This window comes from Paraburkholderia terricola, from assembly GCF_003330825.1.
GTDB lineage: Bacteria > Pseudomonadota > Gammaproteobacteria > Burkholderiales > Burkholderiaceae > Paraburkholderia > Paraburkholderia terricola.
This window is the reverse complement of record NZ_CP024942.1, coordinates 2,539,160-2,564,558: the sequence shown is the minus strand read 5'-3', so window position 1 is coordinate 2,564,558 and position 25,399 is coordinate 2,539,160. Positions and strand designations below refer to the sequence as shown.

Annotated in this window: 19 protein-coding genes; 7 read left to right on the top strand and 12 right to left on the bottom strand. The window is 65.4% G+C overall.

What is annotated here, in order from left to right:
• Positions 1-16 precede the first annotated feature (16 nt).
• A complete protein-coding gene (locus tag CUJ90_RS30115; protein WP_073429930.1) occupies positions 17-2,641 on the bottom strand; it encodes an AAA family ATPase in 2,625 nt (874 codons plus the stop codon).
• On the bottom strand, positions 2,638-3,780 hold the full coding sequence (locus tag CUJ90_RS30110; RefSeq protein WP_114164507.1) for a metallophosphoesterase family protein: 1,143 nt from the start codon (positions 3,778-3,780) through the stop codon (positions 2,638-2,640). Before CUJ90_RS30110 ends, CUJ90_RS30115 begins: the two co-directional genes overlap by 4 nt.
• Before the next feature lie 307 nt (positions 3,781-4,087).
• On the opposite strand from CUJ90_RS30110, the gene CUJ90_RS30105 reads away from it, so the two are divergent.
• Both CUJ90_RS30105 and CUJ90_RS30100 read left to right on the top strand, forming a co-directional pair.
• Entirely contained in the window at positions 4,088-5,368 is a 1,281-nt protein-coding gene (locus CUJ90_RS30105; protein ID WP_073430012.1) for a DUF445 domain-containing protein, read from the top strand.
• Positions 5,369-5,528: 160 nt separating this feature from the next.
• Entirely contained in the window at positions 5,529-7,481 is a 1,953-nt protein-coding gene (locus CUJ90_RS30100; RefSeq protein WP_114164506.1) for an AI-2E family transporter, read from the top strand.
• 193 nt (positions 7,482-7,674) lie between these two features.
• Here the strand turns inward: CUJ90_RS30100 and CUJ90_RS30095 are convergent, their stop codons facing one another.
• The 3 genes from CUJ90_RS30095 to CUJ90_RS30085 form a co-directional block, all read right to left on the bottom strand.
• Positions 7,675-8,658, bottom strand: coding sequence for a 2-dehydropantoate 2-reductase (locus CUJ90_RS30095; RefSeq protein WP_073429933.1), 984 nt, complete (start codon positions 8,656-8,658; stop codon positions 7,675-7,677).
• Positions 8,659-8,715: 57 nt separating this feature from the next.
• The gene (locus tag CUJ90_RS30090; protein WP_114164505.1) at positions 8,716-9,510 is read right to left on the bottom strand and encodes a class II aldolase/adducin family protein; all 795 of its coding nucleotides are present in this window, start codon (positions 9,508-9,510) and stop codon (positions 8,716-8,718) included.
• Between the two features lie 73 nt (positions 9,511-9,583).
• Positions 9,584-10,783, bottom strand: coding sequence for an amino acid aminotransferase (locus tag CUJ90_RS30085; RefSeq protein ID WP_073429935.1), 1,200 nt, complete (start codon positions 10,781-10,783; stop codon positions 9,584-9,586).
• Between the two features lie 204 nt (positions 10,784-10,987).
• Between CUJ90_RS30085 and CUJ90_RS30080 the strand changes: the two genes are divergently transcribed.
• Entirely contained in the window at positions 10,988-11,929 is a 942-nt protein-coding gene (locus CUJ90_RS30080; protein ID WP_073429936.1) for a LysR family transcriptional regulator, read from the top strand.
• A gap of 306 nt (positions 11,930-12,235) precedes the next feature.
• On the opposite strand, the gene CUJ90_RS30075 is transcribed toward CUJ90_RS30080, so the two are convergent.
• The 3 genes from CUJ90_RS30075 to CUJ90_RS30065 all read right to left on the bottom strand — a co-directional run bounded on the left by CUJ90_RS30075 (position 12,236) and on the right by CUJ90_RS30065 (position 14,945).
• Positions 12,236-13,132, bottom strand: a complete 897-nt coding sequence (locus tag CUJ90_RS30075; RefSeq protein ID WP_114164504.1) for a MipA/OmpV family protein — start codon at positions 13,130-13,132, stop codon at positions 12,236-12,238.
• A gap of 409 nt (positions 13,133-13,541) precedes the next feature.
• The gene (gene msrA / locus CUJ90_RS30070; protein WP_073429937.1) at positions 13,542-14,255 is read right to left on the bottom strand and encodes a peptide-methionine (S)-S-oxide reductase MsrA; all 714 of its coding nucleotides are present in this window, start codon (positions 14,253-14,255) and stop codon (positions 13,542-13,544) included.
• A gap of 162 nt (positions 14,256-14,417) precedes the next feature.
• Positions 14,418-14,945 carry an Lrp/AsnC family transcriptional regulator gene (locus CUJ90_RS30065; protein ID WP_114164503.1) on the bottom strand — a complete coding sequence of 176 codons (528 nt, stop codon included), beginning with the start codon at positions 14,943-14,945 and terminating at the stop codon, positions 14,418-14,420.
• A 162-nt stretch (positions 14,946-15,107) separates the two neighbouring features.
• On the opposite strand from CUJ90_RS30065, the gene CUJ90_RS30060 reads away from it, so the two are divergent.
• Positions 15,108-16,124: a 1-aminocyclopropane-1-carboxylate deaminase gene (locus CUJ90_RS30060; protein ID WP_073429939.1), complete on the top strand. Its 1,017-nt coding sequence runs from the start codon at positions 15,108-15,110 to the stop codon at positions 16,122-16,124.
• A gap of 98 nt (positions 16,125-16,222) precedes the next feature.
• On the opposite strand, the gene CUJ90_RS30055 is transcribed toward CUJ90_RS30060, so the two are convergent.
• Positions 16,223-17,113 (bottom strand): LysR family transcriptional regulator, encoded by an 891-nt coding sequence (locus tag CUJ90_RS30055; protein WP_114164502.1) that lies wholly within the window; start codon positions 17,111-17,113, stop codon positions 16,223-16,225.
• Between the two features lie 131 nt (positions 17,114-17,244).
• Between CUJ90_RS30055 and CUJ90_RS30050 the strand changes: the two genes are divergently transcribed.
• Positions 17,245-17,970 (top strand): pirin family protein, encoded by a 726-nt coding sequence (locus CUJ90_RS30050; protein ID WP_114164501.1) that lies wholly within the window; start codon positions 17,245-17,247, stop codon positions 17,968-17,970.
• Positions 17,971-18,106: 136 nt separating this feature from the next.
• Here CUJ90_RS30050 and ahpF read toward each other — a convergent pair whose 3' ends face one another.
• The 3 genes from ahpF to prpR all read right to left on the bottom strand — a co-directional run bounded on the left by ahpF (position 18,107) and on the right by prpR (position 22,552).
• Complete coding sequence (ahpF, locus tag CUJ90_RS30045) at positions 18,107-19,699, bottom strand: alkyl hydroperoxide reductase subunit F (RefSeq protein WP_073429942.1); 1,593 nt, start codon at positions 19,697-19,699, stop codon at positions 18,107-18,109.
• 150 nt (positions 19,700-19,849) lie between these two features.
• A complete protein-coding gene (ahpC, locus tag CUJ90_RS30040; RefSeq protein ID WP_006046984.1) occupies positions 19,850-20,413 on the bottom strand; it encodes an alkyl hydroperoxide reductase subunit C in 564 nt (187 codons plus the stop codon).
• Between the two features lie 123 nt (positions 20,414-20,536).
• The gene (prpR, locus tag CUJ90_RS30035) at positions 20,537-22,552 is read right to left on the bottom strand and encodes a propionate catabolism operon regulatory protein PrpR (RefSeq protein ID WP_114164500.1); all 2,016 of its coding nucleotides are present in this window, start codon (positions 22,550-22,552) and stop codon (positions 20,537-20,539) included.
• Positions 22,553-22,758: 206 nt separating this feature from the next.
• On the opposite strand from prpR, the gene CUJ90_RS30030 reads away from it, so the two are divergent.
• A complete protein-coding gene (locus CUJ90_RS30030) occupies positions 22,759-23,640 on the top strand; it encodes an isocitrate lyase/PEP mutase family protein (protein ID WP_073429944.1) in 882 nt (293 codons plus the stop codon).
• A 316-nt stretch (positions 23,641-23,956) separates the two neighbouring features.
• Positions 23,957-25,396, top strand: a complete 1,440-nt coding sequence (locus CUJ90_RS30025) for an MFS transporter (protein WP_073429945.1) — start codon at positions 23,957-23,959, stop codon at positions 25,394-25,396.
• Positions 25,397-25,399 lie beyond the last annotated feature (3 nt).

Genomic DNA, 25,399 nt, shown 5'->3' with positions numbered 1-25,399 from the left:
TAACGGGTGGGGTGGCCTATGCCGCCGCCTTCAGATCGTCGATCGCCCGCTGCCTCACGCCCAAGTCGTCCCACAACTCGGGATGGCAGGTGAACACCAGGATCTGATGGCGCGTCGCCGCGTCGATCAGCGCGCGCTTGATGGCATCGCGCCGCGCGGCGTCGGTATGCACGGCGGCGTCGTCCAGCATGAGCAAGGTCGGCCGGCCCGATGCCTTAAGCAGATCCGCATACGCGAGCCGCGTCAGAATGCCGAGCTGTTCGCGCGTGCCGAAGCTCAGCGCGTCGAGCGTATCCGCGCGGCCATAACGATCCAGTGTCGCGGGACTCAGATCGTCGCCGAGCGCGATGGTCGATTGCGGAAAAATTCGCCGCAGATAATGCCCGAGCCGCTCGGTCAACGGCGCGCGCAGTTGCGCCACCGCCGCGTCGCGTTCGTCGACCAGCACTTCGTCGAGCAGGCTCAACGCGCTGGCCCGCAAGCTGAGTTCGTCCTTGCGGCGCGTGGCCTGTTCGACGCGCGCCCGCACCGCCGCGAGACGCTCGCCGAGGCCGGAGGCGCCGACCGTCTCCAGTTGACTGCGCAATTGCGCGATCCGCACTTGCCGCTCATGCTGCTCGCCGCGCGCGAGTTCCGCCGACGCGCGATAGCGCTTCGCCTCGGCAGCCGGATCGTCGAGGCGCGCGGCTTCCAGTTCGCGCTCGCGTCCCTCGCGCTGCTTCCTCAATGCATCGACCTGTACGCGCTGCTCGATCATTTTCGTCTGCCATTGCGCGCGGTGGCGGCGGAACGCTTCGTCGTTCAACTGCGCTTCCTTGCGCTGCAATTGGGCGGCGAGCGAGTCGGTCGTGGCTGTCGCGGTCGATCGTTTTTCCGCCGACTGCGCCAGCAGTTTTCTGGCGGCTTCCCATGCATCGCGCGCGATCTCGGCGTTGCGGCGCGCTTCGTCGAGCGGCGGCGCGGCGGACACATCGGGCAGCAACGCCAGCCGTTCATTCGACGCCTGCCAGCGCGCGCTAGTGGAAGCCAACGCCGCACGCAGCGCGTCGATGCCCTGCGGCGCGTGCACTTCGAGAATCTTCGCCTGGCTCTTCTGTTGCGCGACGAGCGCCTTCCACTGTTCATGGCGCGCTTCGGCCTCACCGAGCGATGCCACGCCCAACGCCTGCAACAACTGCGCATGACCGGCTTCGAGCGAGGCAAGCTCGGATAACCGCGCCGGCAAATCGGAGACGCCCGGAATCACGCGCAACTCACCGAGCGCGCCGAGGCCGATCAGCTTCTCCTCGTCCAGACGCAACACGCCCGCGCCGCTCACCTGCGCTTCGCCAACCGTGATCGCGCCGTTCAGCCGGTATTCGATGCGCGTCATCGCCGCTTCGGTGCGCGCACGCAGCACCGTCAATTCGGCATCGAGCGATTGAAGCCGCTTCAGTTTCGCCGCGTCGATTTCGAGCGAAGCCGCGGCGCGCGCGGCTTCGAGAACGGCGTCGTTCGCCTTGCCCGCGTCGGCGATCGCGGCTTCGAGCCGCTCGCTTTCGGCGCGATGCAGGCCGATCTGGCTGCGCAAGTCCGCCGCGCTCACCGCCGCGTTCGCCAGGTCGAGCGCCCGGTTGGCATCGGCGGAGGCTTGCTCGAATCGCGCGACGCTCGCCGCGGCTCGATCATGCTCGGTTTGAACGGCGGACACGTTGGCTCGCGCCGCATCGAGTTGCTGCCGCTCGCGAGCGACGGCCGCTTCCAGTTCGGCCGCGCCCTGCTCCTGTTGCAACGAAAGCGCCAGTTCCGCTTCACTCACTTGCAGCGACTGTGCGAGTTGCTGAACGCTTCGTTCGAGTTCCGCCGCGGCGTCGGCGCGCTGTTGCGCCTGCACGGCTTTCTGCTCGTGAAGCTCCCAGGGCCGCTTGCGTTGCGTGTCGTCGAACGCTTCCTGAAGCGCGGCGAGGCGCGCGATGTTCTCCTCGAACTGCTCGCGCTGCTGTTCCAGCTCGTCGCGCTGGACAAGCAGCGCGGCCAGGGCCTGTTCGGCTTCGGCGAGCGGCCCGGTGGACTTCTGCGTGCGGGCCGTGAGCAGTTGCCGAAGTTCGCGCTGCACGGCGGCGATCAACGCGTCCTCACCCGCCGACTCCCGGCTGCCCGACAGTTGCGAGAGCGCGTCGCGCAGATACTGCGCCGCGTGCCCGGTCGAATCGCGCATCTCCTGCGTGCCGCCCTGCTGCACCCACAGCAAACCGGGAACGCCGGCGTTCTCGGCTTTCAACGGCCCGCGCGCGGCACGCGAAAAACCGAGCAATGCCGCGAGCTTGTCCTCGGCTTCGTCCTCGCTGAACACGGACTGGCCGATCCGCAACTCGCAGCGCTGCCGCGAGACGAACTGCTTCGACAGCTTGCAGCTCGTGCCGTCCAGATCGAAAGTCACTTCGACCGACGGCTGCCCGCTCGCCTTGCCCCACGGCAACAGATCCTTCAGATGCGAGGCCTTGTAGCGTTCGAGAAACACGGCGCGCACCGCTTCGGCGATCGTGCTCTTGCCGGCCTCGTTCGGTCCGGTGAACAGATTGAGCCCCGGCTGCAAATCGTCGACCACAAGCCGGCCGGTGAACTGCTTGAACTCCTGGATCGCAATGCTTTCGAGCTTCATGCGGACCTCGCTTCGCGCGGCAGTTCACGTTGAATGCGCGCCAACAGCAACAACGCCTCGGCCGCGCGCGCGACCTCTCGCGGGTCCGACTGCGGGTCCTCCTGCAAGCCACGCAGACGCGCCACCACCTTCGCGAGATAGCCGCTCTGCGCGCCGAGTTCGGCGAGGTCGTCGGCGGTGGGCAGCACTTGCAGGCCGCTCAGATCGACGCGCAGCGCGCGCACTCGCGCGCGGGCTTCCTCCACCGCGACGTGCAGCGCCTCGGCATCGGCCAGCGCGGCCGTGCCGCTTACCGCGAGACGCAGCACGTCGTTGCCGTTCAACGCCGCGAGGCGCGCCTTGAGCGAATCCACGTCGGTCGGCACGGCAATCGTTTCGTCCCAGCGATGCCATTGATATTTGCCGACCCGCACCGGCTCGACCCGCGGCGACGCGCCAGGCTCGCGCAACGTGACGTCGAGCATGAAGCCGGGATCGTTGCCGCGAAAACGGTCCTGTTCGTGGGTGCCCGCGTACCAGATGCGCTCGTCCACCCGCAGATGGCCGTGCCAGTCGCCGAGCGCGAGATAGTCGAGCCGCGCGCTCGCCGCACGCGTGGGCGCGATCGGATTCGACGAATCGATGCCCTCCTGCAGGATGCCGCTCACGCTGCCGTGCGCGAGCCCGACGCGGTGATAGCCCGGCGGCGTCTCGGCGGCGTCGAAGAAAGCGGTGGTGTCGTCGTAGGTGATGCGTTGCGTGAGCGGCGCGCAGAGCAATGCAGAGCGGCACTCGTCGAGCAGCACCACGCCGGGTTCGAGCACGAGCCGCACGTTCGGCGCGACGCAGTTCAGCCGCTGCGCGCGGGTCCACACGCTTTCGACCAGCGCGGCGTCGTGATTGCCCGGCAGCATGATCCACGGTCCCGAGAACGCTTGCAATGCGCCGAACAGGCGGCGGATCACCGTGTCCGACACCGTTTGCAGGTCGAAGACGTCGCCCGCCACCAGCACGGCGTCGACCTTGCGTGCGGCCGCTTCGTCGGCGATGCGGCGCACGGTTTCGAAGCGCGCCTCCGCCAGATGCGCGGCCTCGTCCGGCTCGAACTGGCCGAATTGCGTGCCTATCTGCCAGTCCGCGGTGTGCAGAAACCTGATCACTGTGCCTCCATTCCGTTCAATTGCAGCGTCGCCTGGTCTTGCGTGGCCTTGCGTGGCCTTGCCTGGCGTTGTGGCGTCGGCGCGGGTTCGACCGGTGGGCGCTCATCGCGTGCATCGTGTCTTTCGCGCCTGGCCGAACCGCCCGCTCCAGCACTCCAGCCGCAGATGTTACCGCGCCGACGCGGCAAAGATAGCCCCACGTGGATGGCGCATTGCCCGAACAGCGGCGCTACACTCGCGGTTCCGAACGCGCGCGTCGATTGCTGCGCCGTATTTCAATCGAATGGAACCCGCCGCACCGCTGCCGATGAACAAGGAAATCGAACTCAAGAAGGCCAAGCGCACACCCTTGCTGCTGTTGCTGGCGGCCGCCTGCGTTTTCGTGGTCACCGCCTTCATGCCGCGCGGCGTGTGGGTCGACGGCATCAAGGCGGTGGCGGAAGCCGCGATGGTCGGCGCGCTCGCGGACTGGTTCGCGGTGGTCGCGCTGTTTCGCCGCGTGCCGATTCCGATCGTCTCCGCGCACACGGCGATCATTCCGAGGAACAAGCACAAGATCGCCGACAACCTCGCGGTCTTCGTGCAGGACAAGTTCCTGGACGTGCCCTCGCTGGTCGGTCTGATCCAGAAGCACGACCCGGCGCGAAGCATCACCGGCTGGCTGACGCAGCCGGCCAACACCGCGCGGCTCGGCGACTACGTCGTCAAGCTCACCGGCGGCATTCTGGATTTGACCGACGACGTGCGCATCCAGGTCTTCATCAAGGACGCCTTGCGCGGCGTGCTGGCCAAGGTCGATCTGTCGCAATCGATGGGTGCGATTCTCGACACGCTCACGAAGGACGGCCGTCATCAGGAATTGCTCGACGCCGGCATCGAACAGGTGCTCGCGTTGCTGCGCGAAGAGCAGGCGCGCGCGTTTATCGCCGACCGCATCGTCGACTGGGTGAAGAGCGAATACCCGAAGATGGAAAAGATCCTGCCCTCCGCATGGCTCGGCGAGAAAGGCGCCGAAGCGATCGCCAACGCGGTGAACCGGATGCTCGAACAGATCAGCGAAAACCCCACGCATGAGCTGCGTCAAAAGTTCGATGACGCCGCGCATAAGCTGATCGCCAAACTCAAAACCGATCCGGCGTTCCTGCAAAAAGGCGAGGAACTGAAGCGCTATCTGCTGGAAGGCGACGCGCTCGGCACCTATGTGAAGGACATGTGGGGCGAATTGCGCGCCTGGCTCAAGCGCGATCTGCAAAGCCCCGACTCGGCCTTGCACGCGAAAGTGATGGCGATGGGCCAATGGGTGGGCCGCGAGCTCGCGCATGATCCCACGCTGCGTCAATCGCTGAACGATCACCTGGAGGACGCGGCGCGCGGCATGGCGCCGGATTTCGCGCAGTTCCTGACGCGCCACATCAGCGATACCGTGAAGAACTGGGACGCGCGCGAGATGTCGCGGCAAGTCGAGCTGAACATCGGCAAGGACTTGCAATATATCCGCATCAACGGGACGATCGTCGGCGGCTTTATCGGGCTCGTGCTGTATGCGAGTTCGCAACTGTTCGAGTTGCTGCGCGTGCATGCGGGATGAGCGCGTGGAGCGTCGCGCGCTGCTTCTATAAGCCTTGAGACGATCAAAGCGCCTACAATTCGGGCATGCGTATTGCTGCCAGGCGCTTTAGTCGACGCCGACGTTCCAGCCGCGCGCGCCTTCCCTATAAAGCGACGCCATTCAATCGGAAAGTGTGCTCATGAAATTATCGCTCCCGCCGCATGGGCGGCCGAACCGCGTCTATCCGCCGGGCACGCCTGGCCTGCACGGTCTCGCCTCGGTGATCACCGGCGTCGTGGTGGTGTGCGCGCTGTACTTCGGCCGCGCGGTGCTGATTCCGATCACGCTCTCGGTGCTGCTCAGCTTCCTGCTCGCGCCGCTCGTGCAGACGCTGCGGCGCTTGCATATGGGACAGTTGCCGTCGATCTTCATCGCGGTGCTGTTCGCTCTCGCCACCCTGCTCGCGGTCGGCGGACTGATCGGGGCGCAACTGGTGCAACTCGCCGGCGACCTGCCCCAGTATCAGGTGGCGATCGAGCAGAAGATCGAGACGGTGCAGGAAAAGACCGTGGGCCGTGCCGATTCGCTGATGAAGCGCGCCGCCGCCACGCTGCAACGCGTCGCGCCGTCGAAACCGAATCCGCCGCGCCCTACCGGGCGCGCCGCGCGCAATGCGCCCGCCGTGCCGACGCCCGTCGAAGTGCACGAGCCGTCGCCCACGCCGTTGCAACTCGCCCAGCGCGCGTTGTCGCCGGCCATCGCGCCGCTCGAAACGACCTTCATCGTGCTGGTGGTGACGATCTTCATCCTGTTGCAGCGCGAGGACTTGCGCGACCGTTTGATCAGCCTGTTCGGCTCGCGCGATCTGCACCGCACCACCACCGCGATCAACGACGCCGCCGGGCGCCTGAGCCGCTACTTCGTCGCGCAACTAGGCGTGAACGTGAGCGCGGGCGGCGTGATCGCGATCGGTCTCGCGATCATCGGCGTGCCGGGCGCGCTGCTGTTCGGCGTGATCGCCGCGTTGCTGCGTTTCGTGCCGTATATCGGCATCTGGATCGCGGCGATCCTCGCCGTCTTTCTCGCCGCCGCCATTCAGCCGCAATGGACGATGGCGGTGTATACGCTGATTCTTTTCATCGTCGTCGACGTGGTGGCCGGGCAGGTCGCCGAGCCGCTGCTGTACGGTCACCGCTCGGGGCTGTCGCCGCTCGCCGTGGTGGTGGCGGCGATTTTCTGGAGCTGGCTGTGGGGACCGGTCGGCCTCGTGCTGTCCACGCCGCTCACGTTGTGCGTCGTCACGTTGGGCCGCTATGCGGACCGCCTGAACTTCCTCACCGTGCTGCTGGGCGATCAGCCCGCGCTCACGCCGGCGCAGACCTTTTATCAGCGCCTGCTCGCCGACGATCCGCATGAGGCGATCGTGCAGGCCGAGCGTCTGTTGCGCGAGATGTCGCTGATCGACTACTACGACAAGGTCGCGCTCGAAGGTCTCAAGCTCGCCCGCAACGACGCGATGCGCGGCGTGCTGATGCCCGAGCAACTGGCGCGGGTCAACGAGTCGCTGGTGGATATCGTCGAAAACCTGGAAATCGCGGACGGCGTGCCGGAGCGGTTGTCTCGCGCCGATCCGGCGGAATCCGCCGGGGCGGCGCTGGCTTCGGCGTCGGCGGATCTGTCCGAGCGGCCAGAGAGCCATATGTCGGCGCATCCGCACCCGCGCGCCGAGACTGAAAAAACCTCGGTGCTGTGCGTGCCCGGACGCGGCGCATTCGACGAAGTCACCACCGCGATCGCCGTGCAACTGCTCGGCCGCCAGGGCCTTGCGCCGCTAATGGCGACGCACTCGGGCTATCGCAGCGCGCGCGCCGACGAACCGGCCTTCAAGGATGCGCCGATCATCTGCATCGTCTCGCTCGACGCGCCGGAATCGCCGCCGTATCTGCGCAATATGTTGCGCCGCACGCGGCAATGGCGGCCGCGCGCGACGCTCGTGGTCGGCGTCGGCGGAGCGCCGCAAGCGGGGCCGGAAATGGGCGCGACCGGCGCTTCGCATGCGGCGCCGACCTTCCGCGCGATGATCGAGGAATGCCTCGCGGCGGCGGGCACGCAGCACGCGCGGCAGGCTTCGCATGTGGGCGGGAGTGGTTGAAGAAGTGACGGCGGGTTGACTGCGGGTTGACTGCGGCGTTGACGGGCGGGAATGGCTGCGGCGTTGACTGCAGGAACAGCGCGAAGCCGGCTGCGGCACCGACCCTGCCCGCCGCGAAATGGAGGAAAGCCGAGTCCCTCTGCGGCGCTCAGCGCGAAGCCCGCGTCATATCGCCGAAGGTCGGCCGCCCGCCTCACTGCTGCGGATACAAGCCCAACGTGCTCGCATGCAGCCTCGCGAGACCGAGCAACGCATCCGTGTAAGGCGTCGCCACATGAGTCAGTTGGCCGAGTTCGCGCACCGCGGCCACCAGCGCATCCAGTTCGACCGCCTTGCCCGCCTGCACGTCCTGCAGCATCGAGGTTTTCATCGCGCCGAGCTTGAGCGTGACCTCGTGGCGATCGTCCGGCGCCTGCTCGATCGGAATGCCGAAGCGCGCGCCGATCTCCTTCGCTTCCAGCATGATGCGCGTGACGAAGCCGCGCACCAGCTCGTCGCTCAGAATCCGGTCGGTGGTCGCGCCGGTGATGGCGCTGATCGGATTCATCGTCATGTTGCCCCACAGCTTGTACCAGACGTCGCGCTGAATCTGCTCCGACATCGACGCATTGAAGCCTGCCGCGGCGAGCGTCGCGGTGAGCGCCGCGACGCGCTCGCTCGGCTGCCCCGACGCCTCGCCGACGATCAGCCCATTGCCCTGATGATGCCGGATCACCCCCGGCGCCTCGACGAGGCAACTGGCGTGCACCACGCAACCCACGGTCTGTTCGGTCGGAATCGCGGCGGCGATCGCGCCGTCAGGATCGATCGACTTGAGCCGCTTGCCCGCGAAGTCGCGGCCAAGGCCGTCGCAGAACCACCACGGCACGCCGTTCATCGCCGTCAGCACGATCGTCCGCGGACTCAGCAGCGGCGCGACGTGCGCGGCCACCGACGCCATCGCCGGTCCCTTCACCGCCACCACGACGAGGTCGTGCACGCCGAGTTCGGCCGGCTGTTCGCTCGCCTTCACCTTCACGGCATGCGTGGCGCCGCCTTCGATCAGACGCAAGCCGTGCTCGCGCAATGCGCCGAGCGTCGCGCCACGCGCCACCACGCCGACATCGTGGCCAGCCTGCGCGAGCTTCACGCCCATCCAGCCGCCGATCGCGCCCGCACCGTAGATCGCTACTTTCATCGCTTCAATCCTTGCGTTTAGTCGTTTATGTTTAATCTTCGCGTTTAATCCTCGCGTTTAATCCTTATAGCTCGCGTCGATGCGGTCCACCCGCCGCACCAGCGCGTCGAACACGTCCTGTCCCGCACCGTGACGCGGGTCGAACTGCAACGCGTCGCGCGAACAGCGAATCGCGACCTCTTCCGGCACGGGCCGCGCGCGCCCCATCGAAAACGTCGCCATCTGGATCTCGCACGCGCGGTTCAGCGTCCATAGCATCGCGAAAGTCTGCGGCAACGTGCGGCCCCACGCAAGCAGGCCATGATTGCGCAGGATCACGGCCTGCCGGTCGCCGATATGTTCGAGCAGGCGCGGACCTTCATCCGCGTGAACGGTGATGCCTTCGAAGTCGTGGTACGCAACGCGCTCGTGCAACTGCGCGCTATAGAAGTTGGTTTGCTGCAAGCCGTCCTCGAGACACGCCACCGCGACGCCCGCCGTGGTGTGCGTATGCATCACGCAGTGCGCGTCGGGCAAGCCTTCGTGAATCGCCGCATGCACGACGAACCCCGCGGGATTCACCGGATACGGCGAGTGGTCGAGCACGCGCCCTTGCACGTCGATCTTCACGAGATTGCTCGCCGTCACCTCGCCATAGTGCAGGCCGAACGGATTGATCAGAAAATGCCGCTCGCCGCCGCTCGCGCTCGACGGCACACGCAACGTGATGTGGTTGTAGATCATCTCGGTCCAGCCGAGCAGGTCGAAGATGCGATAGCACGCGGCCAGTTGCACGCGCGCCTGCCATTCGTCGGGATGCATCGCGGCGTGCTTCGGTGCGTCGGCCGCTTGCATCTCAAGGGTCGGGGTCATTCGAGTCTCCATCGTTGTGGTTCGCTGTGGTTGTCGCGGTTCGATTGCCGCGAATCGGAAGGAATCGGAAACGCTATGCCCCCGCCACGACCGCCGCGATCGACGACGCCACATAACCGGCGTTGCGCGCGTTCAATCCGGCCACGCACATGCGCCCCGAACGCAGCACGTACACCGCGTACTCGCCGCGCAAGCGCTCGACCTGGCTCTCGCTCAGGCCCGTATAGGTGAACATGCCGCGCTGCGCGAGATAACGCGCGCGCATCACTTCATCGACGCGGCCGGCGAGTCCTTCGTGGATCGTGGTACGCATCGCGAGAATCCGCTCGCGCATGGTGGCGAGTTCCGCTTCCCATGACGCATGCAACGACGCATCGGCGAGCACGTTGGCGACCAGCCGCGCGCCGTGCGTCGGCGGATTGCTGTAGTTCGCGCGCACCGTGGACATCAACTGGCCGAGCACGCGGCCGGCCTCTTCACTGCTTTTGCAAACCACGCTCAACGCGCCGCAGCGCTCGCCGTACAGCGAGAAATTCTTCGAGAACGAATTCGCGACGATCAGCGCCACGCCCGCATCGGCGAGCAGACGCACGCACGCGGCGTCTTCGTCGATGCCCGCGCCGAAGCCCTGATACGCCATGTCGACAAACGCGATCAGATTGCGGCGCTGCAATACCGGCACCAGTTCCGCCCATTGCGCCGGGGTGAGGTCGACGCCCGTCGGGTTATGGCAGCACGCATGCAGCAGCACGATGCTCCGCTCCGGCAAGCGGCCGATCGCGTCGAGCATGTCCGCGAAACGCAGGCCGCCGGTGTGTTCGTCGTAGTACGGATAGGTGTTGACGGTCAGGCCCGCGCCCTCGAAGATCACGCGATGGTTTTCCCAGCTCGGATCGCTGATCCACACCTGCGAGCCGGGGAAATAGCGCTTCAGAAAATCCGCGCCCACCTTCAGCGCGCCCGAGCCGCCAATGGTCTGCAAGGTCGCGATGCGGCCCGTCGCGCGCGCTTCGTGGTCCGCGCCGAATACCAGCGCTTGGGCGGCGTCGCGATAGAGCGGCAGGCCCGCCATCGGCAGATAGGAGCGTGGGCCGATCGCATCGAGCAAGGCGGTTTCGGCGCGCCGCACGGCGTCCATCACCGGCAGCTTGCCGGCGTCGTCGAAATAGATGCCGATGCTCAGATTGACCTTGTTGGGGCGAGGATCGAGTTGAAAGTCCTCGTTCAGACTCAGAATCGGGTCGCCTGGGTAGGCGGGAATGTGGTCGAACATGGCAAGTCCTTGGTGGTGGGCGTGGGTCCGGCGTCGCTATGGTTCCGGTGCGGCGAGCAAAGCGCCGACACCCGCCGGACGAGACCCAAAGTCTAAGCGTCATTGGGTGCGTGCGTCGATTGGGGCAAGTGTCAGGCAATCGCTCGCGGCGCACAATCAATCGATTTTTCACGATTAGTAAGTTTTTCTTTACAATCGTTTTTCATGTCACTCACGCGCGTCACCATTCGTCAGTTCGAAGCGTTTCTCGCCATCGTCGATTTGCACAGTATCGGCGCGGCGGCGGAGCGGCTCGGGCTGACCTCGTCGGCGGTCAGCCAGTTGCTGGCCGAACTCGAAACGGAACTGGGCTTTCGCCTCTTCGACCGAACCACGCGGCGCGTCAATCTGTCGAGCGCGGGGCAGGATTTTCTTGCCTCGGCCGAATCGGTGTTGCGCCATGTGCGCGCCGCCGCGCAATCGGCCAACGACATCCGCAACCGCGCGGCCGGCATCGTGCGGGTCGGCGCGCCGCTGGTGCTCGCGGCCACCGCGTTGCCCGCGGCCATCGCCGAATACGCGCGCGGCAAACCGAAAGTGGTCGTGCGGATTGTCGACACCGTGGTCGAGCAACTGGTGGAGCGCGTGGAAAGCGGCGACGTGGATCTCGCGATCGGCCCCGACCGGCAAAGCGGCGCGCGCGTGGGGCGCGAGCGGGCGTTCGCGAGTCCGTGGGTGATGTGGTGCGCGCCGGCGCATCCGTTGAGCGCGCGGCGCCGTGTGCAGTGGCGGCATCTGCGCGACGTGCCGATCGTCGCCACCGGCCGCGACCACGAACGCGCGGTCGGGCAGATGCTCGCCAATCTGCCGGCCGAGGCCCGCATCATTCCGGTCGACGTGGTGGACAACGTCACCACGGCATTCGGTCTCGCATCGCAAGGGCTGGCGGTGACGCTCGCGCCCGCCTATGTCGCGCCGCTCGCGCGCACGTTCGGGCTGGTGATGAAGCGGATCGTCGATCCGGAAACCATCCGCGAGGTGTGCTTGTACCGCTCCACCGAGCGCGCGCTGTCGCCGCCCGCCGACGGCTTCGCGGAATTCATCGTGCCCTGGCTGAAGCGCTGGGACCGCGAAACGCAGGCCGGGGCGAAAACGAAGCGCGGCTGACCGGCCGCCTCGCGGCGCGAGCACGCGCCGTCCAGCGCCCGGGTGAGGCGGCTCGGGTATTGCTGTGTTCGACGGCACGCAACTTTGCACCGCCCGCGCCGGTCAATCATGCGAGCCATGCAGCGCCTCCCATTCATTCGAGCCCTACTCGCGCGCCGTAGCCGATCTCGTTCGCGCGCCGCTGCGCCGCGCCCTTCTCGCAACGTTCGTGTGGCATGCCGCTGCCCATCGATAGCGCTTCCGACTTTCATCGCCCGATAGCGGCCATCGGTTAAGCACCGCCTTCGCCGTGCATCGGCAAACGCATCAGAAGCGGTAGTTGATGGAAATGTCGGCCACGCCGTTCGCCTTGCGGTGCGTGATCGGACTGTTGCCCGCGCTGCCGACCAGTTGCTGGAATGCGCCATCCGCGGTGGCGAACCAATGCTTGTCGAACAGCCACACCACGCTGATGCCGAAGCCCACCGACTTGACGCCCGCGCTCGCGTGATATTCCGGATACCGCGAGTGCGCCGCCTGCTCGCGATTCACGCCGAACCAACTGTTCATGTAGGTGGAGTCCGCGAAGGTTACGTTGGGCCCGGCGAACCAGAAGAAGTTGCTGGTGCTGCCCGGCATCGGCATATACGCGCCGAGATCGCCGGTCCAGCCGTTCGAGCCGCCGAAGTAGCGTCTGACGTCCGCGCGCAGCACCAGCGGGAATTCCTTCGACACCACGTATTCGCCCGAGAGCTTGAGGCCCGGCGCCGGATTGATGTTGCCGAGGCCGTTCAGTTCCTGCGGATCGTCGTGGCCGCGGCGTCCGAGATCGTAGATGGCCGCGAGGCTTGCACGCCAGTTTTGTCCCTGCGCAAAGTTGACGCCGAGTCCCTCGCCGCTCGAAAAGAAAAACAGATCCTTGTAGCGCACGTCGACGCTCGGGCCGGCCATCAAGTGATACCGGTCGGAGCCCTCGTAGCGCGGCTGGAACGACGTCGCCGCGCCGACGCGCAACTGCCAGTCGGGAACGCTCGGCTGCCACACCTTTTGCAGCGGAATCCCCGCCGAGTATTGCCATTCGCCCAGCGGCGACGGCGTTTGCGCCAAGGCGGCGGCCGGAACGACGGCAACGCCGAGGGTCACGGCGACGAGAGAAACTGCCGCGATGCCTATTGGTTTATTGCGGAACGTGCCGATCCGCTTTTCACGGCTATCATTGCGCACCAGAAGCCTCCGATCTCGCGCAGGGCGAAGGGGTTTTATGTTCCGCCTGGGTCCGCAAGGAATCGAACAGCACCCCGGCGCACGCCGCGCTCTCAGGCGCGGCGTGTAGTTTTTTCAGCAAACGATACGCGTTGCCCGGCAAGAACGCACCTGCTCGGGGAGTCGCGTACCGGACAGCGGGCCTTTCGTATGAACCATTGCCGCAAAAGCCTTGCCGACGGACCCACTGAGCAAAATGCGGGCCTGCTCGGCGGAAGCAGCGCGAAACCGGTTAAACGCAACGGGAAACAACGAGAGGCCGAGGGAGCGTGCCAGCACGCCGTGGCAAGGAATCGCGAGCGCAATGCGCCTTCAGGAAACCACGACGCCGCCCGATGCGGCGCCGTTGATGCATCGAACGCGGGCGATCCTACCTGGCCGCTTCGACGAGGACCGGCTTGTCGCGATAGAGGTTCGGGAACAGCCGCTTGAGGTTGGCCACCTTCGGCATATCGTTAAGCGCGATATACGCGGAGTTGGGATGCAGTGTGAGGTAGTTCTGGTGATAGAACTCGGCCGGGTAAAAAGCCTTGAACGTCTCCGTCTTCGTGACGATGGGCGCCCGAAACGCATGCGCCTTCTCGAGCTGCGCGATGTAGCCTTGCGCGACGCGCCGCTGCATATCGGTCATCGGGAACACGGCCGAGCGGTATTGCGTGCCGCTGTCCGGCCCCTGGCGGTTCAGTTCGGTCGGATCGTGAATGACCGAGAAGTACACCTGCAACAACTGGCCGTAGGTGACCCTGGCCGGGTCGAAGGTGACCTGCACGGCTTCCGCATGGCCGGTCTCGCCGCCGCTCACCGTCTCGTAGTGCGCGGTGTCGCGCTCACCGCCCGCATAGCCCGACACCGCCTTGCTGACGCCGCGCACATGCTGGAACACGCCCTGCACGCCCCAGAAGCAGCCGCCTGCGAATACCGCCGTTTCTTCGTGCGCCGTGGCGGCGGAGACCGGTTCGTCGAGCGCGGGCGGCGCGATCACAACCGCGGCCTCGGACGCGAACGCGATGCGCCATGCCGACGCGCCGCCGGCAAGCGACGCCGCGCCGATCAACCTGAAGAAAATCCGTCTGCTGCAAGCCATGATGATCGTCCCGGAAAGTTCGCACGTTCACCCGCTCGGGCGCTGGTCGTGCCGCCCGCGAGTGGTCTCGATGGTTAGTCGGCCAGCAAGGGCTTTTATGACAGCATGCGCGTCTTTCCGCATCGAGGCATCGAGGCATCGCAGCCGGGGCTACAGCGGCGCTCACAGCGGAAATTTCGTGGTCGAGAGAATTTCCTTGAGCACCATGAACGAGCGAATCTGCCGGACGCCCGGCAGATAAAGCAACTGCTCCGCATGCAAACGGTTGAAGCTGTCGCTGTCGCGCGTGCGGATCGTCATGAAGTAGTCGAATTCGCCGGTCACGACGTGGCATTCCATGCAACCCGGCACCCTCTGCGCGGCTTTCTCGAAGTCCGCGAACGACTCGGGCGTGGAGCGATCCAGCACCACGCCGATGATCACCAGCATCCCCGCGCCCGCCGCTTTCGGATCGATCAACGCGACCACGCCGCGAATCAGTCCCGACTCCTTGAGCCGCTCGACGCGCCGCAAGCACGCCGGCGCGCTCAGCTTCACTTTTGCCGCGAGCGCGACGTTCGAGATCGACGCGTCCGTTTGCAACTGGCGCAGGATCGCGCGGTCGATGCGATCGAGCGATTGCAGCGGGTCGGCTTGTGATTGGGCGGCAGCCGATGCGGCCGGCGCGCTTCGCACTTTCGTTGCGCTCATAGGTTGGTTCACAAGTTTTTATTAAGTCATTGCGGCATTTCTCTTTTCGAAATTACGCCCATCGCAATTTTTTCGCAAGCTCATTTCTGGCGCTTTTCCCTACCATTGTCTCAACGCGACGACCTGCTGTTCGCGTCGAACCTACTCATCACAGGAACTGCCATGAACCTGCAACGATTCCCGCGTCATCCGCTGACTTTCGGGCCGACGCCGATCCAACCGCTAAAACGCCTGAGCGATCACCTCGGCGGCAAAGTGCATCTGTATGCGAAGCGCGAGGACTGCAACAGCGGTTTTGCATTTGGCGGCAACAAGACGCGCAAGCTCGAATATCTGATTCCCGAAGCGCTGGCGCAGGGTTGCGACACGCTCGTTTCGATCGGCGGGATCCAGTCGAACCAGACTCGCCAGGTGGCCGCCGTCGCCGCGCATCTGGGCATGAAGTGCGTGCTCGTGCAGGAGAACTGGGTCAACTACTCGGATGCGGTGTACGACCGCGTCGGCAATATCCAGATGTCGCGCATTCTCGGCGCCGATGTGCGGCTCGTGGCCGACGGCTTCGACATCGGCTTTCGCAAGAGTTGGGAAGACGCGCTGGAGAGCGTGCGCGCGGCCGGCGGCAAGCCTTACGCGATTCCCGCCGGCTGCTCGGATCATCCGTTGGGCGGGCTGGGTTTCGTCGGCTTCGCTGAAGAAGTTCGGCAGCAGGAAGCGGAACTGGGTTTCAAGTTCGACTACATCGTGGTGTGCTCGGTGACGGGCAGCACGCAGGCCGGCATGGTGGTCGGCTTCGCCGCGGACGGCCGCGCCGAGCGCGTGATCGGCATCGACGCGTCCGCGAAGCCCGCGCAAACGCGCGAGCAGATCATCCGAATCGCGAAGCAGACCGCGGAAAAAGTCGAACTGGGGCGCGACATCACCAGCAAGGACGTGGTGCTGGACGAGCGCTTCGGCGGTCCCGAATATGGCTTGCCGAACGACGGCACGCTGGAGGCGATCCGCTTGTGCGCGCGCCTCGAGGGCATGCTGACCGATCCGGTTTACGAAGGCAAGTCGATGCACGGCATGATCGACATGGTGCGCAACGGCGAATTCCCGGAAGGGTCGCGCGTGCTGTACGCGCACCTGGGCGGCGTGCCGGCGCTGAACGGCTATAGCTTCATTTTCCGCAACGGCTGAGCGGCGAGTAGCGCGATGAGCGACGCGACGGCGGCCGGCATGCATCGAGCCGGCTGCCGCCGCGAGGTGGCGATGTGTTGTCATGGCGACCTGGCGAATCACGCCGCCAACTGCTTCTTCAAATGCTTGCGCAAGAATTCGACAAAGGCTCGAATCGTCAGAGAGCTTTGCCGATGCTGCGGATAAACCGCGTAGACGCTCGCCGCGGCGGGCAGGAATTCCTCGAGCACGGTCACGAGCTTGCCGCTTTTTAACGCGTCGGCAACGATGAAGTCGGGCAGCCGCGCGATGCCCAATCCGGCCACGGCGGCATCGCGAATCAGTTCGCCGTTATTGGCCCGCAACGGCCCATGCACTTCCACGCTCTTGTGCGCGCCCTCGACGATGAACTCCCAGTTCACCGCCCCGCCGTGCCCATACAACAGGCACGCGTGACGTTGCAGATCGGCAGGCGCCGCAGGCGCCCCGCGCCGCCGCCGATAGCCGGGACTGCAACACGCCACCATCCTCACGTCGACGAGCTTCTGCGCGATCAGCGTGGAATCCGCCAGCGTGCCGATGCGGATCGCCATGTCGAAGCCCTCGCCCACCACGTCGGCGGTGCGGTCGCTCAACTCCATGTCGAAGCGCACGTCGCCATGCTCGCGCAGGAACGCCGCCACCAGCGGCGACAGATGCGTCATGCCGAACGACATCGGCGCGCTCACGCGTAGCAGCCCTCGCGGACCGGCGCGCCGCAGCGACATCGCCTGTTCGGCGTCTTCCACTTCGCCGAGGATGCGTTTGGCGCGCTCGTAAAACTCCTGGCCCAGTTCGGTCACGGCCAGCTTGCGCGTATTGCGGATCAGCAACTGCACGCCGAGTGCTTCTTCGAGCGCCATCACGCGCCGGCTGACGAACTGCTTCGAGAGCGCCAGCCGCCTGGCCGCCGCGGTGAAATTACGAGCGTCGACCGTGGCGACGAAGATCCGCATGTCATCGAGTTGCATCGTATTGTCCACCGTATCGTGACAGTGTTTCCTGGATGACGGTGATTATAGCCATCCTGATTGACCTACACTGTCATTCATGGATCGCGGACTCACTATTGCCCGATCGCAAACAACCCAGGAGAAACACGATGCTCGATATCAGACACGCCAATCAACGCGGCCGCGCGGAGCACGGCTGGCTCAGTTCGCGTCATACGTTTTCTTTCGCGAACTATCACGACCCGAAGCAGAACGGCTTTTCCGACCTGCTGGTGATCAACGACGACCGTGTCGCACCGGCGCAAGGCTTCGGCAAGCATCCGCACCGCGACATGGAGATTTTTTCGTACGTGCTGGAAGGCGCGTTGGAGCACAAGGACACGATGGGCACCGGCTCGGTGATCGTGCCCGGCGACGTTCAGTTGATGAGCGCCGGCACGGGTGTCGCGCATAGCGAATACAACCATTCGAAGAGCGAGCCGGTGCACTTTCTGCAAATCTGGATTGCGCCGGGGCAAAAGGGCACGCAGCCGCGTTATCAGCAGCGTCACTTCGGCGCGGATCAGAAGCGCGGCGTGCTGCGCCTCGTGCTCTCGCCGGATGGTGCGAACGATTCGCTGGTGCTGCAACAGGATACGCGGGTTTATGCCGGTCTTTTCGATGGCGATGAAAGCGCCCGGCTCGAACTCGCCAGCAATCGCTATGCGTATGTTCACGTGGCGCGCGGCAGCGTGACGGTGAACGGCGTCGAATTCGGCGAAGGCGACGGCGCGCGCGTGCGCGGCGAGCAAGCGCTGAGCTTCACGCAAGGCCATGACGCGGAAGTGCTGGTGTTCGATCTGCGCGACATCGAGATGTCGGAGTTGTGGGCTTGAAGTGGTTTGAGGGGGGGGCGAACGCACGGAATCAAACGTTGCGTTCGACCTCTGTCTTTTCACCTTAAAACACCGCACGCCTCAAATAAAAACGGCGGCCCGCAGGCCGCCGTCCACTACCCAACCAACCACTCACTCACACTGCCACTTCAGCTTCAGCCTCTTTCACCACTTCCACTTCTTCGCTATTGCGGATCAGGTGATCGAATGCGCTCAACGATGCCTTCGCGCCCTCGCCCACCGCGATCACGATCTGCTTGAACGGCACCGTGGTCACGTCGCCGGCGGCGAACACGCCCGGCACCGACGTCGCGCCGCGAGCATCGACGACGATTTCGCCGTGCTTCGACAACTCCACCGTGCCCTTGAGCCATTCGGTGTTCGGCACGAGACCGATCTGCACGAACACGCCTTCGAGTTCGACGTTCTTCGTTTCGCCCGAACGCAGATCCTTATAGACCAGTCCGTTGACCTTCTTGCCGTCGCCGGTGATTTCCGTGGTCTGCGCCTGAGTGACGATCGTCACGTTGGCGAGGCTGCGCAGCTTGCGTTGCAGCACTTCGTCCGCGCGCAACTGGGCGCCGAATTCGAACAGCGTGACTTCGCGCACGATGCCCGCGAGGTCGATCGCCGCTTCCACGCCGGAGTTGCCGCCGCCGATCACTGCGACGCGTTTGCCCTTGAACAGCGGGCCATCGCAATGCGGGCAGTACGCCACGCCGTGATTGCGATACTCGCGCTCGCCGGGCACGTTGATTTCGCGCCAGCGCGCACCGGTCGCCAGAATGATGGTTTTCGCCTTGAGCACCGCGCCGTTGGCAAGACGCACTGCGTTGATGCGGCCGGGGATCAGCGCTTCGGCGCGCTGCACGTCCATGATGTCGACTTCATAGCTCTTCACGTGCTGTTCGAGCGCCGTCGCGAACTTCGGCCCCTCGGTTTCCGTCACGGAGACGAAGTTTTCGATCGCCAGCGTATCGAGCACCTGGCCGCCGAAGCGTTCCGCCACCACGCCCGTCGCAATGCCCTTGCGTGCCGAGTAGATCGCCGCCGCCGCGCCCGCGGGACCGCCGCCGACGATCAGCGTATCGAACACCGGCTTCTTTTCCAGTTCCTTCGCGGCGCGCGCACCGGCGTTGGTGTCGAGCTTCGCGAGAATTTCCTTCACGCCGCTGCGGCCCTGGCCGAACACTTCGCCGTTCATGAACATGGTCGGTACCGCCATGATCTGGCGCGCCTCGACTTCGTTCTGGAACAGCGCGCCGTCGATCGCCACGTGGCGGATGCGCGGGTTGATGAGCGCCATCACGTTCAGCGCCTGCACGACTTCCGGGCAGTTCTGGCATGACAGCGAAAAATACGTTTCGAATTGATAGTCGCCGTCGAGGTTGCGGATCTGTTCGATCACCGCGTCGTCGAGTTTGACCGGATGGCCGCCGACCTGCAAAAGCGCGAGGACGAGCGACGTGAATTCATGCCCCATCGGAATGCCGGCGAAACGGATGCCTGTGGCCTTGCCCGGCTCGCCGATCGAGAACGACGGCTTGCGCTCGTCGTCGCCACGGCGTTCGATCACGGTGACGCGTTCCGACAACGTCGCGATATCGTTCAGCAACGCCAGCAGCTCCTGCGATTTCGCGCTGTCGTCGAGCGACGCGACGATCTCGATCGGCTTGCTCACCTTTTCCAGGTACGTTTTCAACTGAGTCTTGAGATTGGCGTCCAGCATGGCTTTCGATTCCGTGACGAGGGGTGTTGGGTTCCCGGCGCCGCGCACATCGGATAGGACGTGCGCGGCCCGGGGACGCGCGGGCCGCTGTGAAAAGCGGCCCGCGCGGCGATGCGCCGCGAGGCGCTGACTGCAAAGGGTCTTGAGACCTTAGATCTTGCCGATCAGGTCGAGCGACGGGGTCAGCGTTTCAGCGCCCGGCGTCCACTTGGCGGGGCAAACTTCACCCGGATGCGCGGCGATGTATTGCGCGGCCTGCACCTTGCGCAGCAGTTCGCCGGCGTCGCGGCCAATGCCGTTGTCGTGGACTTCGCACAGCTTGATCTCGCCTTCCGGGTTGATCACGAACGTGCCGCGCAGCGCCAAGCCTTCTTCCTCGATCAACACGTCGAAGTTGCGCGAGATAGCCAGGGTCGGGTCGGCGATCATCGGGTACTTGATCTTCTGGATCGTGTCCGACGTGTCGTGCCATGCCTTGTGCGTGAAGTGCGTATCGGTCGACACGCTGTAGATTTCAACGCCGAGCTTCTGGAAATCGGCGTAGCGATCGGCCAGGTCACCCAGTTCGGTCGGGCAAACGAACGTGAAGTCGGCCGGGTAGAAAACGAAAACCGACCACTTGCCCTTCAGGCTTTCTTCGGTGACGGTCACGAATTCGCCGTTGTGATAAGCCTGTGCCTTGAACGGTTTGACTTGACTATTGATGATCGGCATTTGCTGAGTCCTCTTTCGGAGTGGTTGGAAAGTGGAGCCAGTATGTCAGACCGCGCTTAATAGGTAAAGCGGATTGTTTTAATGATAGCAATAGTCATACGCTATTTATCGCGCCGCTGGCAGCTATCGCGGCGGATCGGTTTTCATGAGCCGCCAGAGGGTCGTGCGGCCGATTCCGAGTGCGCGGCTGGCCGCCGCGCGATTGCCGCCCGACTGCTCGAGAGCGCGCATGACGTCCTCGCGAGTCGGGGAAGTGCGGGCCGGCGCGTGTTCGTCTTCGCCGGCTCGGGACATCGGCGCGGCGGGCGTTGCGACAGCCGGCGCCTGTTTCATTCGCCCGAACTCCGGGAACATCGACTGCAAATCCCGCCTATCCTGGCCTTGGCCGGCCGCGTCGCTTAGATAGATCGCGGCGCGCGTCAGCAGGTTTTCCAGTTCCCGGACATTGCCGGGCCACGCGTAATGCTCGAACAAGGGTGCGAGAAACGTCAGCACCCGGTCGAGCGTCGCCTCCGACAACCCATATTGGCGCGCCCCGCGGCTTAACAAGTGCCGCGCCAGTTGCGCGACATCGCCGCGCCGTTCGCGCAGCGGCGGCAATTCTATCCGAAGCAGATTCAGACGAAAATACAGATCCGCGCGAAACAATCCCTGTTCGACGAGCGCATGCAGATCGCGATGCGTCGCGGCGATCACCCGCACGTCGACCGGCGTGGCGCGCCCGGAACCGAGCTTCATCACCTCGCGCTCCTGCAGCACGCGCAGCAGACGGCTTTGCAACGCGGCCGGCATTTCGCCGATTTCATCGAGGAAGATCGTGCCCGTGTGCGCGATTTCGAAAAGGCCCGGCTTGCCGCCACGGCGCGCGCCGGTGAACGCGCCCTCCTCGTGACCGAACAGTTCGCTTTCGATCAGCCCCTCGGGCAAGGCCGCGCAATTGAACGCGACGAACGGATTGCCGCGCCGCCGGCCGGCGTTGTGGATGCCTTGCGCGACCAGTTCCTTGCCGGTGCCGCTTTCGCCGGTGAGCAGCACGGTGGCGTCGTGAGCGGCGCCCGCGCGCGCGAGCCGCCGCACCCGTTCGAGCGCCGCCGATCCGCCGATCAACTCGTCCAGCCGATGCCGCGCGACCAGATGCTTCGGCCGCTGGCTGGTGCGTAGCGACTGGTCGATCCGCTGCGCGACGAGAGCGTCCTGCACCGTCACCACCGAGCCGGAGCGCGCGCCATGCTCCACGATCGGCACGCAGTTGACGATCAGCGCGCGGCCGCCGATCCGCTCGATCCGTTCCTCGATCGGCAGGTCGTTCGCAAGCGTTTCGCGCAGCCACGGACCGACGACGCGCGCGATTTGCGCCGCCGCGTCCTGTTCGCGGTCCGCCGAAAGAGCTTCTTTCGGGGCGCCGAGGCCCAGCAGTTCGAGCATCGCCGGGTTGACCGCTTCGAGCACGCCGGCATCGTCGAAAGCGGCGACGCCGTCGCGCAGATGGGCCACGATCGTATTCAGCCGCACGCGCTTCGACTCCTTCTGACGGCTCACCCGCGCCAGTTCGACCGAGCGCTCGAACGCTTCCTCGACCGCGCCGAGCGAGTACAGGAAAACGCTTTCGAGCCCGGCTTGCTGCGCGAAATCGCAAGCCATGCCGGGGCCGATGATGACGCCGCAGCCTTCGGCGGCCAGCTTCTCGACGGCGAGCCGCACCTCGTCGATCGAACGGTAGGCGCGCTGCGTCAGCCCGACCTTGAGCCACGCGCCGAGATCCGCGAGTTCGTGCGAGATCGTTTCGTGCAGCACCAGGCCGATCCGCGCGCCGGGCCACGTGGTGGCGGCGCGGGCAATCGCACCGAGCACGTCGAAGCCGTTCACCTTGACCATGACGACCGGTACGTTCAGGTTGTCGCGCAGGTAGGCGCCGTTCGAGCCGGCAGCCAGCACCACGTCGACCGAGCCCGCATCCACGTAGGCCTGCAAGGCGGTGACGGCCGCGCCGTAGCCTTCGCGAACCGAAAAGAATCGGGCGCGCCCGGCGTAACGCGGCGCGACGGCCTCGCAAAGCGACTTCAAGCGGCTGATACTGACGAGGGCAACGCCAGGCAGCGCCGTATTGGCATTCGCGACGAGCGACGGGAACGTGGACATTGCGGTAACTCCGCGAACAGTTGAAACGTTCCATGAAACGTTTCACGGAACACACGCGCATTCTGCCATGAACCCGCGCAGCGCCGCTTCGCGCCGCAAGCTCCTGATTCGATTGCCTAAGTCCCGGAGCCTCGCGCGATGGCATGCTTCCTGCAAAATCACGGCCGCCTCTCAAACCCGCTTACCTTTTTCGGAGACACACCGTCATGACCACTTCCGCCACACGCCGCGCCGCCTTCCGCGCCAAGGTCGAGCAACGCCAGGGCCTGCTGGTGCCCGGCGCCTTCAACGCGATGAGCGCGCGTGTCATCGAGGACGCCGGTTTCGAAGCGCTCTACATCACCGGCGCGGGCGTCACCAACATGTCGCTCGGCCTGCCCGACCTCGGCTTCATCGGTCTCGCCGAAGTCGCCGAACATACCGCGCGGATTCGCGACGCGGTCGCGCTGCCGCTGATCGTCGATGCCGACACCGGCTTCGGCAACGCGCTGAATGTGCGTCAGACGGTGCGCGTGCTCGAGCGCAGCGGCGCCGACGTGATCCAGTTCGAGGACCAGGTCATGCCGAAGAAATGCGGCCACTTCGCCGGCAAGGAAGTGGTCGGCACGAGCGAGATGGTCGGCAAGATTCGCGCGGCCGTGGATGCCCGCGAGGACCGCAATCTGCAGATCATGGCGCGCACCGACTCGGCGGCGGTCCACGGCATCGAGGACGCGATCGAACGCGGTCACCGTTTCATCGAGGCCGGGGCCGACATTCTGTTTATCGAGGCGACCGAATCGCTCGCCGACATCGAACGTCTGCCGTCGCTGTTCGACCGGCCGCAGTTGATCAACATCGTGATCGGCGGCAAGACGCCGGTGCAATCGCGCGAGGCGCTCGCGCAACTCGGCTACGGCATCGTGCTGTACGCGAACGCGGCGCTGCAAGGCGCGGTGCTCGGCATGCAGCGCGCGCTCGGCACGTTGAAAAACAACGGCCGCCTCGACGAGGACGCGACGCTCGTCGCGCCGTTCAGCGAACGCCAGCGGCTCGTCAACAAGCCGCTGTACGACAAGCTCGACCGCGAGTACGCCGCGAAAGACTGAGCGACGCGCGCGCTCGTGTTTCCGGCCGACCGGCGCGCAGGGAGCGCGCCGGTCGCCTCGGGCGCCGGGCGACTGCCCTGGCCGACGATGCAACAGCGATTACCAGGTTAGGATTCAAGGCCGGCGACGAGGCGCGTCCCTTTAATGGAGCGTTATTCGCAGCCGCGATCCTGTCGCGCATTCGCGTCGTCCGAAGGCCGGAAACACCTCTTCGAAAGGTAGTCGCAAGAACCATGAAATCCAGACCCTCTCTCCGAACCTGCCTGCACCTTCACGACATTCATGAGCCCGCACGCCGTGCGGCGGAGACAGCGCAATGACCGCCGGCGGCACACGCAACGCGCATGTCGGCTGGCTGCCGTATATCGTCGCGGCCACCTTCTTCATGGAGTACCTCGACACCACGGTGATCGCGACGGCGCTGCCGCAGATGGCGCAGTCGTTCGGCGTCGGACCGAACAGCCTGAGTCTCGGCATGACCGCCTACATGCTGGCGCTCGCGATCTTTATTCCGGCGAGCGGCTGGGTCGCCGACCGCTGCGGCTCGCGCACGGTGTTCGTCAGCGCGATCGCCGTGTTCACGGTGGCGTCGGTGTTGTGCGGGCTGTCGCAGAACGTCGTGGAGTTCACGGCCGCGCGATTGCTGCAAGGCATGGGCGGCGCGATGATGGTGCCGGTGGGCCGCCTGATCGTGGTCCGCAGCACCGAGAAGAGCCGCATGATGCAGGCGATCTCGACCATCACGTGGCCCGCGATCGCCGCGCCGGTCATCGGGCCGCCGGTGGGCGGCTTCATCACGACCTATGCGTCGTGGCGCTGGATCTTTCTGCTGAACGTGCCGTTCGGCCTGGCGGCGATGGCCGTCGCGTTCGCGCTGGTGCCGAACCTGCGCGGCAGCGAACGCAAACCGCTCGACGTGGTCGGCTTGTTGCTGAGCGGCACGACGCTCACGGCGATCCTGTACGGCGCCGAACTGGCGAGCCAGCCGGGCGAAAATCCGTGGGTGGCCGCGGCGGTCATCGGCGGCGGGTTGCTGATGGGCGTGCTGGCGTTCCAGCATGCGAAGCGTCACCCGCATCCGCTGATCGACGTTTCAACGCTCAAGATTCCCACCTTTTCCGTGACGGTCGTGACGGGCTCGTTCACACGCATCGGCATTGGCGCGGTGCCTTATCTGATGCCGCTGCTGTTTCAGGTGGGCTTCGGCTTGTCCGCGTTCAAGTCGGGCTTGCTGCTGCTCGCGAGCGCGCTCGGCAACCTCGGCATGAAGGCGCTGACCACGCGCATTCTGCAACGTTACGGCTTCCGCATGGTGTCGATCGTCGACGTCGCGGTGGCCGGCGTGTTCATCATCGCGTGCGGGCTGTTGACGCCGGAGGTGCCGCTTGCCCTCGTGCTGTTCGTCGTGTTCATCTACGGCGTGGCGCGTTCGATGCAATTCTCGACGCTTGCCACGCTGGCCTACGCCGACGTCGCGCAGCCGCAGATGAGCGCGGCAAGCACGCTATGGAGCGCGGCCGCGCAGATGACGATCGGTCTCGGCATCGCGTTCGGTGCGGTAGCGCTGCGCGCGGCGGCGTTCTTCAACGGCGAGACGACGGGCCGCATCTTCACGCTCGACGATTTCCGTCTCGCGTTTCTGTGCGCGGGCGTGCTGACGCTGGTGTCGGTGATCGGCTATATGGGCCTCGCGCACGACGCCGGCCAGAGCATCGGCGGCGGTTCGCGCGGCGCCGAAGATCCGGCCAAAGGGTGATGA

Excerpts from the sequence above, each read along its gene's own strand:
- ahpC (WP_006046984.1), bottom strand. The coding sequence starts at position 20,413 with ATGCCGATCATCAATAGTCAAGTCAAACCGTTCAAGGCACAGGCTTAT.
- CUJ90_RS30050 (WP_114164501.1), top strand. The coding sequence starts at position 17,245 with ATGCTCGATATCAGACACGCCAATCAACGCGGCCGCGCGGAGCACGGC.
- CUJ90_RS30060 (WP_073429939.1), top strand. The coding sequence starts at position 15,108 with ATGAACCTGCAACGATTCCCGCGTCATCCGCTGACTTTCGGGCCGACG.
- CUJ90_RS30090 (WP_114164505.1), bottom strand. The coding sequence starts at position 9,510 with ATGACCCCGACCCTTGAGATGCAAGCGGCCGACGCACCGAAGCACGCC.
- prpR (WP_114164500.1), bottom strand. The coding sequence starts at position 22,552 with ATGTCCACGTTCCCGTCGCTCGTCGCGAATGCCAATACGGCGCTGCCT.
- CUJ90_RS30095 (WP_073429933.1), bottom strand. The coding sequence starts at position 8,658 with ATGAAAGTAGCGATCTACGGTGCGGGCGCGATCGGCGGCTGGATGGGC.
- CUJ90_RS30100 (WP_114164506.1), top strand. The coding sequence starts at position 5,529 with ATGAAATTATCGCTCCCGCCGCATGGGCGGCCGAACCGCGTCTATCCG.
- msrA (WP_073429937.1), bottom strand. The coding sequence starts at position 14,255 with ATGGCTTGCAGCAGACGGATTTTCTTCAGGTTGATCGGCGCGGCGTCG.
- ahpF (WP_073429942.1), bottom strand. The coding sequence starts at position 19,699 with ATGCTGGACGCCAATCTCAAGACTCAGTTGAAAACGTACCTGGAAAAG.
- CUJ90_RS30025 (WP_073429945.1), top strand. The coding sequence starts at position 23,957 with ATGACCGCCGGCGGCACACGCAACGCGCATGTCGGCTGGCTGCCGTAT.
- CUJ90_RS30115 (WP_073429930.1), bottom strand. The coding sequence starts at position 2,641 with ATGAAGCTCGAAAGCATTGCGATCCAGGAGTTCAAGCAGTTCACCGGC.
- CUJ90_RS30055 (WP_114164502.1), bottom strand. The coding sequence starts at position 17,113 with ATGCAACTCGATGACATGCGGATCTTCGTCGCCACGGTCGACGCTCGT.
- CUJ90_RS30065 (WP_114164503.1), bottom strand. The coding sequence starts at position 14,945 with ATGAGCGCAACGAAAGTGCGAAGCGCGCCGGCCGCATCGGCTGCCGCC.
- CUJ90_RS30105 (WP_073430012.1), top strand. The coding sequence starts at position 4,088 with ATGAACAAGGAAATCGAACTCAAGAAGGCCAAGCGCACACCCTTGCTG.
- CUJ90_RS30080 (WP_073429936.1), top strand. The coding sequence starts at position 10,988 with ATGTCACTCACGCGCGTCACCATTCGTCAGTTCGAAGCGTTTCTCGCC.
- CUJ90_RS30085 (WP_073429935.1), bottom strand. The coding sequence starts at position 10,783 with ATGTTCGACCACATTCCCGCCTACCCAGGCGACCCGATTCTGAGTCTG.
- CUJ90_RS30030 (WP_073429944.1), top strand. The coding sequence starts at position 22,759 with ATGACCACTTCCGCCACACGCCGCGCCGCCTTCCGCGCCAAGGTCGAG.